The following is a 13,285-nucleotide window of genomic DNA, read 5'->3' as shown; positions in this document are numbered from 1 at the left end:
CCTAAACCTTTTACGTTGCACGGTGTGTAATGGTCTAGCCTGACCATTCCTTCAAAACAGTGAATGGTGAATGGTCTTTAAGTTACTTTAGTAATTAGTGAATTTAATTCTCTTAATTTTTCAGGCTTCCCCTACCTGTGGGAAGCCACCGCTCTTAATTGCCTCACCCACCAGTTTGAACACTGGCGGAGGGAAAGATTTGAGCTAGAGAAGCGTAAGCGTTCGCCTTTGCAACCGGAATGTTTCCTTTTGAAAAAAGGATTCCAATCAAAACATTCCGGGGGCAACAGCGATCGAAAGCCAAACTTTCTCGTAGCCCGCTCAAACGTTAGTCTCCTCAAACGTTAAACTTTATTATTTCGTTAAACGGTTATAAATATCGACGTATCTTGCGGTTGTTGCTTCAACTACCTCTTGTGGAAGTGGATCGGGTTTGCTGTTCTTGTCCCAATCGGTTCCGGCGAGATAGGTTCGCACTGGCTCTTTATCCATGCTGTCGATCTCGATGTCGAGTTCATAATTCTCTTTGGCCCAGAAGCGTGAAGCATCTGGGGTGAAGATTTCGTCAATCAGGATGACCTTGCCATCCACGATGCCAAACTCGAATTTGCAGTCTGCGAGGATGATGCCACGCTGATCACAGTAATCACGGGCGAATTCGTACAGTCGTAGGCTTTTTTCCTGAAGCTCAACTGCGAGTGCGTCTCCCACCAGTTCTTTCATGCGATCCATTGGGATGTCCTCATCGTGACCAACATCGTTTTTGGCTGCCGGTGTGAAAATGGGAACTTCGAGCTTGGCGTTTTTGCGAAGTCCATCAGGCAGTTTAATGCCATTCACTTCACCACTCGTCTCGTATTGTCTCCATCCCCCACCCGTGATGTATCCACGCACAACACACTCAATATCAATGCGTTCAGCTTTGCGTGTTACCATGATGCGGTCTTTGAGCAATTCAGGGTCTGTGATAAGGTCACCCAGTTGATTCACATCGGTATGAACGACGTGGTTTTCCATCATGTCACCTGTCAGTTCAAACCAGAAGCTGCTTAGTTTGTTCAGTACGTTTCCTTTCTCGGGAACTGCCGGGTCCAGCACGTAATCAAATGCCGAGATTCGGTCGGTAACCACGATCAGAAAATGTTCACCCAGATCGTACAATTCACGTACTTTTCCTTTATATAACAGAGGTGCTTTAACGAGATCTGCCGCAGTGGACAGTGCCATGGGCTCACCTTCTTTCAGGAGATGTAAAGTATACGTCCAATTCCCCTCTTCACGCGGGGCCACTACGAATGCAGAACAACCTTCCGATCGCTGTTATCCCCAGATTTTTTGATCCCACTTTTGCAAAGTGAAAATCCGGGGATAAAGGCGAGCGCTTTGCTTCTTCAGGTTTTTTCTGCCTTCTCCGTTCCAGCGTGAACACATAATCAACCTATACTTTTAGAGAGTAGAATAATTCAAAACCTTAATATATTAGTCGTTCAAGCCAAGCTTTTTGAAGATCGTGTCTACGTGCTTCAGGTGCCATGATGGGTTGAACGCATCTGCAATTTCTTCTTCGTTCAGCACTTCCGTGATTTCCGGTGTGGATTTCACGATATCCTGGAACTGGCGTTGTTCTTCCCATGCTTGCATCGCACGTGGTTGAACGGTATCGTATGCTTGCTCGCGGCTGAAACCTTTATCGATCAGCTTGGTCATGATGCGACCGGAGAATGGTACCCCGTAGGTGCGCTCCATGTTACGTTTCATGTTCTCAGGGAATACCGTCAGGTTCTTCACGATGTTACCAAAACGGTTCAGCATGTAGTTCAGCAGCATCGTTGCATCCGGCAGAATGATACGTTCTACGGAAGAATGTGAGATGTCGCGTTCATGCCAAAGTGTTACGTTCTCGTATGCGGATACCATATGTCCGCGAATGACGCGGGACAGACCGGAGATGTTTTCACTACCGATCGGGTTACGCTTGTGCGGCATCGCAGAAGATCCTTTTTGACCTTTAGCAAAAGCTTCTTCCACTTCACGGAATTCACTCTTCTGCAGTGCACGTACCTCTGTAGCGAACTTGTCCAGGGACGTTGCGATCAACGCCAGTGTAGCCATATATTCTGCGTGACGGTCACGTTGCAATGTTTGAGTTGAGATTGGCGCAGGTTTCGTGCCCAACTTCTCGCAGACAAACTCTTCAACAAACGGATCGATGTTCGCGTACGTTCCTACTGCGCCTGAGATTTTGCCGTACTGTACATTGTCTGCTGCATGACGGAAACGCTCCAGGTTCCGTTTCATCTCTTCATGCCACAATGCCATTTTCAGACCAAATGTTGTTGGCTCTGCATGTACACCGTGCGTACGTCCCATCATTGGTGTGTGCTGATAAGCCAATGCTTTTTCACGAAGAATTTCAATGAAATTCACGATATCCTTTTCCAGAATCTCATTCGCTTGACGCAGTACATAACCCAGAGCCGTATCCACGACATCTGTGGAAGTCAGTCCGTAGTGCACCCATTTCCGCTCTGCACCCAGACTTTCAGATACCGTACGTGTAAATGCGATAACGTCATGACGTGTTTCCTTTTCAATCTCATAGATGCGATCGATGTCAAAAGATGCGTTCTGACGAAGCAATGCTGCTTCTTCCTTAGGGATTACACCCAGTTCGGCCCACGCCTCACATGCACAAATTTCAACTTCCAGCCACGATTGGAATTTGTTCTCTTCGGTCCAGATGGCTCTCATTTCGGGTCTGCTATAACGTTCAATCATGAATTTGTATTCCTCCAGAGGTTAGTTTGTTCAATCCATTGCAATCCTTCTTCAACATCCTGACAGAGCAGATTCACATGCCCCATCTTCCGTCCTGTTTTTGCTTCGGTTTTACCATATATATGAAGCTTGGGAATCACACCGAGTTCTATCGCTTCTGCATCAGGTTGCCCTGTTCTGGCGATAATGCCTTCCAGATGTTCTCCAAGCACATTGACCATAACAACCGGACTCAATAACGAAGTGTCCCCAAGTGGTAATCCGCAGATCGCACGGATATGTTGTTCGAACTGAGAAGTCGCACAAGCTTCCATCGTATAGTGACCGGAATTATGTGGTCTTGGTGCCAGTTCGTTGACGTACAGTCTTCCATCCGCCGCTACAAACAGTTCCACAGCCAGCAGCCCAACAGCCTTCATCGATTCTGCTATCGCTGCTGCCAGCTTTTGAGCTTCAATCTGGATATCTGCGGCAACTCTAGCCGGTACAATTGAAGCATGCAAAATGTTATTTACATGAATGTTCTCCGCTGGCGGGAACGTTTTGATCTCCCCATTTGTACTACGCGCTACAACGACCGATATTTCGCATTCAAACTTGATGAATTGTTCCAGCACCAGTTCCGCACCAGTAGCTGCAAGTTCTTCGTATGCCGCAACAGCCTGACTTGCTTCCCGGATGACCCGTTGACCTTTGCCATCGTAGCCTCCAGTCACCGTCTTCAGTACACACGGCACTCCAAGTTCGCTAACAGCAGCAAGCATCGTATCCACACTTGTGATCTCACGATAAGGCGCGACTCTTACTCCAGCAGCTTCGATCGCACGTTTTTCACGCAACCGATGTTGTGTGGTGTACAGTAACGCACTTCCTTGTGGAACGTAAGACTCACGCTCGAGCAGCCCAGCGACTTCTGCATCCACATTTTCGAATTCATACGTAATGACATCGCATTGCCGAGCCAGTTCAAGTGCAGCTTTGGCATCGTCATAACCAGCTTCAATCTGACGAGCAACTTGACCACAAGGCGCATCCGCAGTGGGATCAAGAGTAACGAATCGATACCCCATTGCCGTTCCTGCGAGCGTCATCATACGTCCGAGCTGTCCGCCCCCTAGAATGCCGATGGTTGTCTTCCCCGGCAGCAGGACATTTTTCAGCTCTCCTGCTATACCGGATTGGTTCCCTGTACTACTCATAGTTCTTCACTGCTTTCGAGTACTTCTTGTTTGATGCGCTCTCTTCGAGCTTCAGAGCGACGTTGGACATCCGGGTCAAAAGCACCGATCATTTGAGCTGCCAGCAATCCTGCATTGGTTGCCCCTGCCTTGCCAATCGCCACAGTTGCGACGGGAATACCACCAGGCATCTGAACAATGGACAACAAGGAATCGAGACCGTTCAATGCTTTGGATTGAACCGGTACGCCAATGACTGGAAGCATCGTTTTGGCGGCAACCATACCGGGTAGATGTGCTGCCCCGCCTGCCCCTGCAATGATCACCTTAAATCCTCGATCAATCGCCTGCTCTGCGTATTCAAACATCAGATCCGGTGTACGATGGGCGGAGACCACCTTTTTCTCATACCCAATCTCCAGTTCGTCCAGCACCTCGCACGCATGTTTCATCGTTTCCCAATCCGACTTGCTGCCCATAATTACAGCGACTTGCAGTGACATGAATACATCCAACTCCCGTCTGCGCTTTTTTGATTACATCTGACTATTAAGGAACTCTTATTACGTGTGAAATGAAAAAATCCGCTACCCGCGAAAACATCACATTTTCTCCGGACACCGGACTCCAAGAAATACGTATCCCTCATTTGGGCATGCCAAAAGGGGGCTTGCTGTCCGCATCTGGTTGCATGCGACTCTCAGCCGTATCTCCTCGTAGTCCGGAAATTTACGGTTCCCGGGTAGATACTTCCGGGCCCTATTCCCGGCGTTATACGAGCAAATATCTATCAAACTATCTTCGTTCATTTTTGTAATCTCTTATTACATATTTCGTTCCTACTCGACCTTATTCTTACCTGATCGACACATCTAACATTCTAACAATCCCCTACAGCTAATGTCAACTTAAAGACGAACATTTAACATATTGACAAATATAATGTTCGGGAATTGCTTCTTTAAATTCGTTTAACCATCCATTTCATCCCATAAAAGAAAGCCGGCTCCTCTTCAATCTCTCGAAGACAACCGGCTTCCTGCTTTTCAGTGCGTACACACTTCATCCATTATTTTACGATCAGTACTGGAACCTGCGCATGCTGAACCACATTGTGACTGACACTACCCAGGACAAATTCCCGAATACCACCCAGTCCGCGGCTACCAATAATAATGATATCAGAATCATTTTCTCTGGCAAAATCAAGCAACACTTCCGCTGCCGCTCCTTGAATCAGATCCACATTGGCCGTTACACCCGCAGCCTGAATTCGTTCTTTCGCTTCATCTGTTGTCTGCACCGCCAGATTGTAGTAGTCATTATTAAGTGAAGGTGGCAGTGGAGCCAGCCCTTCACCGATGAATACACGCGGGAAATCAAAAGCATGAATGACATCCAGTACTGCATTTGGGGACACTTTAGCTAGCTCAATTGCACGATCAAGTGCTTTATTTGAAGCTTTGGAACCATCATAAGCCACTAATATTTTGGAAAATAACATGTGAATCCCGTCCCTTCCTTTATATGTAGAGCACGCGAAGCAAGCTTCGGTCTGACATGTAATAAACTAACAGAACCATATAACTCCTTAAACGTTCCAGAGCCACAATGAACCATTTATACGAATGAATTTACATATGAAACCACAGTATGAACGGTTACGCATGTGTTCATTGAATAAAGTAACCATAGATTACCGCATTTAAGAACAACAACAACGGAATGCCAATGGTGAAGCTGGGATGTTTAGTCTTATGCCTTTTCCGATACATCGCGATCCAGACTCCCAAAGCACCGCCTATAAATGCTAATAAGAATAACGTCCGTTCGGGTGTACGGTCACGACGCTGTTGTGCACGCCTCTTATCATCCGACATCACCAGATAACCAACTACATTAATAAATAAAAACCACAATATAAGTCCGGTTTGCATATAATTCTAGCGATCCCCCTGTCCCGGGACATCTCCCAGTCTCCATTATAGTCCTCATCAGAGACATGTTCAACGCACCGGATAGGGAACCGCAATTTTGTGTAATAACGCTAACCTCGCTCTAACCTAGGACTCCTGCTTTGGAATACCGTTCAGGCTTGGTGCTCTTTTGGCTGCTTTGTCCGGGCGCACAGCGATACTCTCTTCCCGAATACTGTCTTTGTTTTGCTGGTTATGGATCTTCTCTGGTTTGTTATGCGGCATGTAGGTATCACCTCCTTGGCTTACGTTGCCTGAAAACGGAGGATCTTATACGACTTCACATAGATGAGTAGAGAAAAGTTATAATCAGTCCCTTTCGAGTAATTGAGTACATCATTCGCATGGCTCGTATCGCACGAGATATGACCTCAACTACCTCAAGAATGTTACTCTCCCTTTTTCTCCATAGCCGCCTTCAGCAGTTCACCCAGATTGGAACCGATGGACTCCTGCTTAGCATATTGTTTCACCAGCTTTTGCTGATCGCGTTTGTTCACATGCTGTTTATCCTTATCCAACGTTTCTGTAATACCACAAGGTAGACATTGTACGTATAACCCAGCCTTGCCTTCCTTGATTTCCATCTTTTTGTGGCACTGCGCACAACGTCGGTTGGACAGTCTCTTCTCTGCCGAACGACGATACCCGCAGTCCTCGGTAGGACATACAAGAAACTTGCCGCGCTTGCCCTTCTTCTCCAGCAAACGTGCATTACAGTCCGGACAATGGCTATTGGACACATTATGCGGCTTGTACTCTGCTTTGCTGCCTTTTACCGTAGACACCAGCTCTTTCGCCATGGATCGGATACTATCCAGAAACGGCCCCGGTTTCCCTTGCCCACGAGCGATGCGTTCCAGTTCAGCTTCCCAGCGGGCAGTCAGATCCGGTGAACGAAGCTGCGGGGCAGCCAGTTCAATCAACTGTTTTCCTTTACCGGTTGGATGCATGCTGTTGCCTTGACGATCTATTGTATCGGAACTGACCAGCTTCTCGATAATATCCGCACGTGTAGCTGGAGTGCCGAGTCCATGCTTTTCCATCTGGGAAAGCAAAGCAGCTTCGGTATACCGTTTGGGCGGCATCGTCCGTCCACTTTTAATATGGCAACGCTGAACCGTCACGGACTGCCCTTGCTGCACATCTGGCAAAAGCGCACGCTCATGGTCTGCTGCATCATCAGTACGGTCATCGTCATCATCGCTGTAATCGCCGCCGTATACTTCACGCCATCCACTTTCTTTCACCGTTGTACCTTTAACATGGAAGGAGTCATTCCCCACCTGAACCGTGATCGCAACCGAATCGTACTTCGCTGCCGGATAGAATAGGCTGATAAAACGACGTACGATCAGATCGTACAGTTTGCGTTCCTCTGGATTCAATTGATTCAAAAGTACCGTCTGCTCCGTTGGGATAATCGCATGGTGATCCGTAACTTTGCTGTCATCCACAATACGTTTGGTGATATCCAGATTTTTGCGCAGCAAAGGACGTGCCAAAGACGCATAAGGTCCAATGGCTACACTATCCAGCCGTTCTTTCAACGTAGCTGTCATGTCCGAAGTGAGGTATCGACTGTCCGTACGCGGATACGTCACAAGCTTGTGCTGTTCATACAGACGTTGCAGGACATTTGATGTTTGCTTTGCAGAGAAACCATACTTCCGGTTGGCATCCCGTTGTAGTTCCGTCAGATCATATGCCAGTGGATGCGGCTCAACCTTCTCGCTTTTCTTCACTTGGGCAATCGTGCCCTTGCGCCCATCTACCCGTTTCTTCAATTCTTGTGTTTCTTGAGGGTCGAAAATTCGTGAATCTCCTCCAGTTGCCCGCCACACAGCCTGAAAACCTCCCATGTCTGCCGTTAACGTCTCATACTCCTGCGAGCGGAAACCGTTAATTTCATTTTCCCTGTCCATAATCATGCCCAAGGTCGGAGTTTGTACACGTCCAGCAGACAACTGGGCATTGAAACGAACGGTTAATGCACGGGTCACGTTAAGTCCGATCATCCAGTCAGCCTCCGCCCGGCAACGTGCAGATTCATAGAGGCGGTCGAACTGACTGCCTGGCTTCAGCGAAGCAAATCCGTCTTTGATCGCCTTATCTGTCTGGGATGAAATCCACAGGCGTTTAAAAGTTTTTTTCCACCCCGCCATCTGCATGATCCAACGAGCCAGCAATTCTCCCTCACGTGCTGCATCGGTCGCAATGACCAGTTCGCCTACATCCTGACGTTTCATCAACTGCTGCACGGCTTTATATTGATGGTTGGTCTCTTTAAGTACTTTCAATTTCGTACGATCTGGCAGAATGGGCAGGTCCTCCAGATTCCATGTTGCATACTTTTTGTCGTAATCCTCTGGTTCAGCTAATCCCACCAGATGTCCAAGCGCCCAGGTAACGATATATTTCGGGCCTTCCATATAACTTTTATGTTTATCACGCGCACCCATAACTCTGGCTATTTCGCGTGCTACAGATGGTTTTTCTGCGAGTACCAATGTCTTCACTTCATATCTCTTCCTCTCTGGTAGAACGTTATGTCTCTTTTATCCCTATCTTTTCATTATATCATTTCACACTAAAGGTATGCTCTGTCATCTCTACTTCCTAACCTACTCGCATCCTGTAACCTCATGTTTAATCAATATATCTAGTTCATGTCACATTTATTAACATCGAAGTGTGTAATAGTTTTTCTGAGTACATGTAAACAGCAGTATGAATAAGTATTAACACTGAAAAGTATTGATGTATACGTTTTTTTGGATAAATATAAACCTTGTAAGATTACCTGACATAACTATACAATGTGTCAAAAGCATAGAAACAGAATCGCTACACACATCAATGAGACACAGGAAGGGAGCGTGGATGCATGACTTATCATGGATCTGTATTGAAAAAAAGTGGGGCTTTGTTACTGGCAGGTGCTGTTGTTGCCACAACATGGGGAGGAACGGTACCTTCGGCATCAGCCGCAACGGCAACGCCTACGAGTAAAACAACAGTAGCAGCTGTATCCAAAGGAAAAGCGCCAGCAACTCCGGTAGCATTTGTTCAGGCTATGGAAGAAGCGGCTACACTTGCAGGTGTTCCTTTTACCATGGACAAGCTCTCCGGCACAACCGTACAACGTAAAGATGCTGCGGTCGCCTTGCAACAATGGCTCAAGCTGGATTCGACTACCGTATCATTCAAAGATGTCCCGAATGAAGCCACTTTCGCAGGTGCTGTTGGCGCATTGAATACGGCAGGGCTAATGAAAGGTTATACCGATTCCCTCTTCCTTCCAAACGCTGTACTTACCGAGAATGACCTCTCCATACTGAAAGACCGCATTTATAACTACATAAAACCGTTTGTCCTGGAGGAAGCAACCATCATGGATCTCCAGACTGCAATGACGAAAGGAAAACTGACATCAAAAGAGCTGGTTCAGAAATATCTGGACCGCATTGAAAAATACGATGATCAAGGTGTAAGCATCAACGCCGTATTAACGCTGAACCCGGATGCACTCCAAATTGCGGAGCAATTGGATGAAGAACGTGCAGCCCAAGGTGCCCGCGGGCCTCTGCATGGCGTTCCGGTTTTGGTAAAAGACAATTTCGATACCAATGACATGCCTACAACCGCAGGCTGTATCTGTCTGAAAGATTCCGTCCCTGCTCACGATGCTGAACAAGTGAAGAAACTCAAAGCAGCTGGCGCCATTATTTTGGGCAAAACGAACCTGCATGAATTCGCATTTGGCATCACGACATCAAGCTCATTGGGTGGACAAACACTGAACCCTTACGCCCTGGACCATTATCCAGGTGGCTCAAGCGGTGGAACAGGCGCAGCCATTGCATCAAACTTTGCTGCAGCCGGCATGGGTACAGACACTGGCGGTTCGATCCGAATCCCATCCAGCTTCAACAGCCTTGTGGGTATCCGCCCAACCATCGGACTGTCCAGCCGTGAAGGCATTATCCCATTGGCTTTGACACAGGATGTAGGTGGGCCTATGGCTCGTACGGTTAGTGACGCTGCAATCATGTTGGATGCTACAGCCGGCTATGATAAAAAGGATGTCGCTACAGCTTACGCGGTTGGAAAAATCCCTTCCAGCTATACAGACTTCTTGGATGTAAACGGACTGAAAGGTGCACGCATCGGTGTGGCCACAGAACTCATCCCAAGTACCAAAGCTGAAGAAAAAGCCGTTGCCGACGTGATCAACACCGCTGTGGAAGAAATGAAGTCATTGGGAGCTACCGCAGTTCCCATTTCCATCCCGAACTTGACTGAGATCAACAAATACCCAAGTCTCAGCGGATATGAGTTCAAGTTCCAACTGAATGACTATCTGGACTCATTGGGTGCAGACGCTCCATATCACAGTCTGTCCGAGATCATCGCTTCCGGAGAGTTCGACAAATCTCAGGAGCAATCCATGAAGACTCGGGATGCACGCCAAACGTTGGAGACTACCGAATACAAGGACATCGTCCTGAAACGTACCCAAGTTACACGTGAGTCCCTGCTGAAAGTTATGGCAGATAATAATCTGGATGCCATCATCTATCCTACGTCCACACAAGCCGCTGGTGTTATTGGCGAAGGACAAAACTCTGGTGGTAACAACCGATTGAGTCCTTTCTCCGGCTTCCCGGCGATTACTGTACCTGCTGGTTTCACAACAGATGGTTTGCCAGTAGGCATGGAGTTTCTGGGTCGTGCCTTTGATGAAGGAACCTTGATCAAGCTGGCTTACAGCTACGAACAAGGTACACATCACCGCCAAGCGCCTAAGCTTACGCCGTAAAATATTTATGGGATTAAGCAATTCCGGTTAACACAAAAAATAGATGCAATCATATCACTTTTTTGAAACGAGTTAACCCACTAAAGAGACCACCTTCTTCATGACAGCATGAAGTTTGGGTGGTCTCTTTTATGTTCTCTATTTATTTTTGTGTTGCATACCGTCGGATGTTACTCATTCCTGAACGTTGTCCGGCACGCCCCATTTCAGCACCAGACCTGCGTACGTCAGACCACCGCCAAAGCCAAAGAGAGCTACGCTCTGTCCTTCTTTCAACTTCCCTTCATCCACTGCAATCTGTAGCGCCAGCGGAATGGAAGCGGCAGATGTGTTCCCACGATACTCGACACTGGTTAAAGTACGTTCCAAAGGAACCGGACCACGTTCGCAAACAGCTTCAATCATTCTCATGTTGGCACTATGAGGGACAAACCAGTCAATCTGGTCAGGGCTTAATTCAGCTTTCGTTATAAGTTTACCCAATTGCTCTGGAATCGTCCGTACAGCCCACTTATAAATCTCTCGCCCATTCTGAACTAAACAACCTTCGCCCTGTAAAGGCACACCATTCATCTCCGAAGACAGACCACTCTTATAGAGATGTACACCGCCTTCTCCATGTGTACCTGATATAGCTGCCATAAAGTCACCTTCAGCACCCGATGATCTCTCCACCAAGAAGGCCCCCGCTCCATCACCAAACAGTACACAAGTCGTGCGGTCTGTGTAATCCGTAATTTTGGATAATGTCTCTGCTCCAATTACCAGTACTTTGCGGTACATTCCACTGGTTACCAGACTGTCGGCTAGCTGTAATCCGTAGGTAAAACCTGCGCATGCAGCATTTAAATCCAGTACACCCGTGTGTGGGATCTTAAGATTAGCCTGTACTCTGGATGCCGTACTTGGGAAAGCATATTCAGGTGTACTTGTAGCCACAAGGATCATATCCACATCTTCTACACTTACATCATAACGACATATCATATCTTCTACAGCCTTCGTAGCCAGGTCAGATACAAATTGATCTTCAGCTGCAATTCGCCGTTCTCTCATGCCTGTACGTTGCACAATCCATTCGTCACTTGTCTCGACCAATTTCTCCAGATCAGCATTCGTTAATATTCGATCCGGTACATACGTCCCCATTGCCGTGATGGTTGCCTTTGATTGATGATTCATACCGGTAGTCACCTCACTTGTTTTTTACTATTATAGCACTAAGTCTTAGTACTTGGTACTAATTTTATAAAATATTTATGATGATACTTTCGTTAGTTGTTTATTTTAAAGTGATCTCTTCATTCTATTACCCAGAGCAATACAAACGATGGCATGCATTTTTGATGAAGAATTGTGGATATCGCCTGACTAACATGAAGAATGCCTTAATTATATGCGTTTTCTATAGACAGCTCATTCCATCAGGAGGAAAATAAACAGATTGCCCTACATTACTAAAGAATAGAGATGATCTATATCCCCATGAAAAAAGAATTAAATATCCTTGCCATTTCCGGAAGCCTGCGCAATCAGTCCTCCAATACGTTACTAATGCACGCCATGATTAAGCTGGCTACGCCTAACCTTAAGTTTGAAGTATATGACGGATTAAATGATCTGCCACATTTTAACCCTGACCTCGATGTCGAGGAGGGTCCTGTACCCGTGCAGAATTGGAGAGAGCGATTGGAGCATTCGGACGGAGTTCTTATCTGCACGCCAGAGTATGGAAATGGAGTTCCTGGTGCCTTAAAAAATGCATTAGATTGGATTGTATCTTCTGGAGAATGGCTCAATAAACCCACCATTGTCATTGCTGCTTCCCCAAGCCCCATGGGAGGTGACAAAGCCCATGCTTCACTATTGCTCACACTAAATATGATTAATGCACAAGTCTTACAAAAGGGCTGCTTAACTATTCCTCATATCACATTGAAAATGAATAAACAAGGCGTCATCATTGATTCAGAAACCCAGCATGCATTGCAGAACTCCCTTACAATCCTTGGAGAGGCTTGCAAACAAATGAAAGTATAGACAGATGCCGATTAATTAAATGGACGATAGAGAAATGATTCTTTTAAAGTTATTTAACATTCTCATAAATATTGAAATAAAAAACAGCCTTGGTTATTTACCAGGGCTGTTAAGGTTTATATAAGCATTTAGGATTAAAATAAAAAAGACACACTCGATATCATCAAGTGTGTCTTTAGATTGCTTGGCGGCGTCCTACTCTCCCAGGACCCTGCGGTCCAAGTACCATCGGCGCTAGAGGGCTTAACGGTCGTGTTCGGGATGGGTACGTGTGGAACCCCTCCGCCATCGCCACCAAACGCATAGCTTACATTCAGAGATCGTTCTCTGAAAACTAGATTCGAAACGAAACACGCGAATTACAACTTGCTATTGGATAAGCCCTCGACCGATTAGTACTGGTCAGCTCCATGCATTGCTGCACTTCCACCCCCAGCCTATCTACCTCGTCGTCTTCAAGGGGTCTTACATACTGGGAAATCTCATCTTGA

11 protein-coding genes, 2 rRNA genes and 1 riboswitch are annotated in these 13,285 nt (G+C 46.7%); of the genes, 2 read left to right on the top strand and 11 right to left on the bottom strand.

Features of this window, described 5'->3' with window-relative positions; genetic code table 11:
* Positions 1-354: 354 nt before the first annotated feature.
* The 8 genes from CXK86_RS24205 to CXK86_RS24175 form a co-directional block, all read right to left on the bottom strand.
* Positions 355-1,227 (bottom strand): phosphoribosylaminoimidazolesuccinocarboxamide synthase, encoded by an 873-nt coding sequence (locus tag CXK86_RS24205; protein WP_076253839.1) that lies wholly within the window; start codon positions 1,225-1,227, stop codon positions 355-357.
* Positions 1,228-1,479: 252 nt separating this feature from the next.
* A complete protein-coding gene (gene purB, locus CXK86_RS24200) occupies positions 1,480-2,778 on the bottom strand; it encodes an adenylosuccinate lyase (RefSeq protein WP_036668399.1) in 1,299 nt (432 codons plus the stop codon).
* Positions 2,775-3,977, bottom strand: coding sequence for a 5-(carboxyamino)imidazole ribonucleotide synthase (purK, locus tag CXK86_RS24195; protein WP_076253840.1), 1,203 nt, complete (start codon positions 3,975-3,977; stop codon positions 2,775-2,777). Before purK ends, purB begins: the two co-directional genes overlap by 4 nt.
* Complete coding sequence (gene purE, locus CXK86_RS24190) at positions 3,974-4,459, bottom strand: 5-(carboxyamino)imidazole ribonucleotide mutase (RefSeq protein ID WP_017690699.1); 486 nt, start codon at positions 4,457-4,459, stop codon at positions 3,974-3,976. Before purE ends, purK begins: the two co-directional genes overlap by 4 nt.
* A gap of 194 nt (positions 4,460-4,653) precedes the next feature.
* Positions 4,654-4,755, bottom strand: a riboswitch (purine riboswitch).
* Positions 4,756-5,025: 270 nt separating this feature from the next.
* Positions 5,026-5,460 (bottom strand): universal stress protein, encoded by a 435-nt coding sequence (locus CXK86_RS24185; RefSeq protein ID WP_101314735.1) that lies wholly within the window; start codon positions 5,458-5,460, stop codon positions 5,026-5,028.
* Positions 5,461-5,629: 169 nt separating this feature from the next.
* A complete protein-coding gene (locus CXK86_RS24180) occupies positions 5,630-5,893 on the bottom strand; it encodes a DUF1294 domain-containing protein (protein WP_017690702.1) in 264 nt (87 codons plus the stop codon).
* Between the two features lie 126 nt (positions 5,894-6,019).
* Complete coding sequence (locus CXK86_RS32290) at positions 6,020-6,157, bottom strand: hypothetical protein (RefSeq protein WP_017690703.1); 138 nt, start codon at positions 6,155-6,157, stop codon at positions 6,020-6,022.
* Between the two features lie 164 nt (positions 6,158-6,321).
* A complete protein-coding gene (locus tag CXK86_RS24175) occupies positions 6,322-8,451 on the bottom strand; it encodes a DNA topoisomerase III (RefSeq protein ID WP_101314734.1) in 2,130 nt (709 codons plus the stop codon).
* A 368-nt stretch (positions 8,452-8,819) separates the two neighbouring features.
* Here CXK86_RS24175 and CXK86_RS24170 point away from each other — a divergent pair, with 368 nt between their 5' ends.
* Positions 8,820-10,754: an amidase family protein gene (locus CXK86_RS24170; protein WP_101314733.1), complete on the top strand. Its 1,935-nt coding sequence runs from the start codon at positions 8,820-8,822 to the stop codon at positions 10,752-10,754.
* 174 nt (positions 10,755-10,928) lie between these two features.
* On the opposite strand, the gene CXK86_RS24165 is transcribed toward CXK86_RS24170, so the two are convergent.
* Positions 10,929-11,936: a ketoacyl-ACP synthase III gene (locus CXK86_RS24165; RefSeq protein ID WP_101314732.1), complete on the bottom strand. Its 1,008-nt coding sequence runs from the start codon at positions 11,934-11,936 to the stop codon at positions 10,929-10,931.
* Positions 11,937-12,239: 303 nt separating this feature from the next.
* Between CXK86_RS24165 and CXK86_RS24160 the strand changes: the two genes are divergently transcribed.
* A complete protein-coding gene (locus CXK86_RS24160; protein ID WP_257468113.1) occupies positions 12,240-12,794 on the top strand; it encodes an NADPH-dependent FMN reductase in 555 nt (184 codons plus the stop codon).
* A 182-nt stretch (positions 12,795-12,976) separates the two neighbouring features.
* On the opposite strand, the gene rrf is transcribed toward CXK86_RS24160, so the two are convergent.
* Together rrf and CXK86_RS24150 are read right to left on the bottom strand one after the other, a co-directional pair.
* A 5S ribosomal RNA gene (gene rrf / locus CXK86_RS24155) occupies positions 12,977-13,093 on the bottom strand.
* Positions 13,094-13,166: 73 nt separating this feature from the next.
* Positions 13,167-13,285, bottom strand: a 23S ribosomal RNA gene (locus CXK86_RS24150); the annotation flags it as partial.

The organism is Paenibacillus sp. BGI2013, from assembly GCF_002843485.1.
GTDB classification, from domain to species: Bacteria; Bacillota; Bacilli; order Paenibacillales; family Paenibacillaceae; genus Paenibacillus; species Paenibacillus amylolyticus.
The sequence above is the reverse complement of the archived record's forward strand: the minus strand, read 5'-3'. Positions and strand labels throughout refer to the sequence as shown.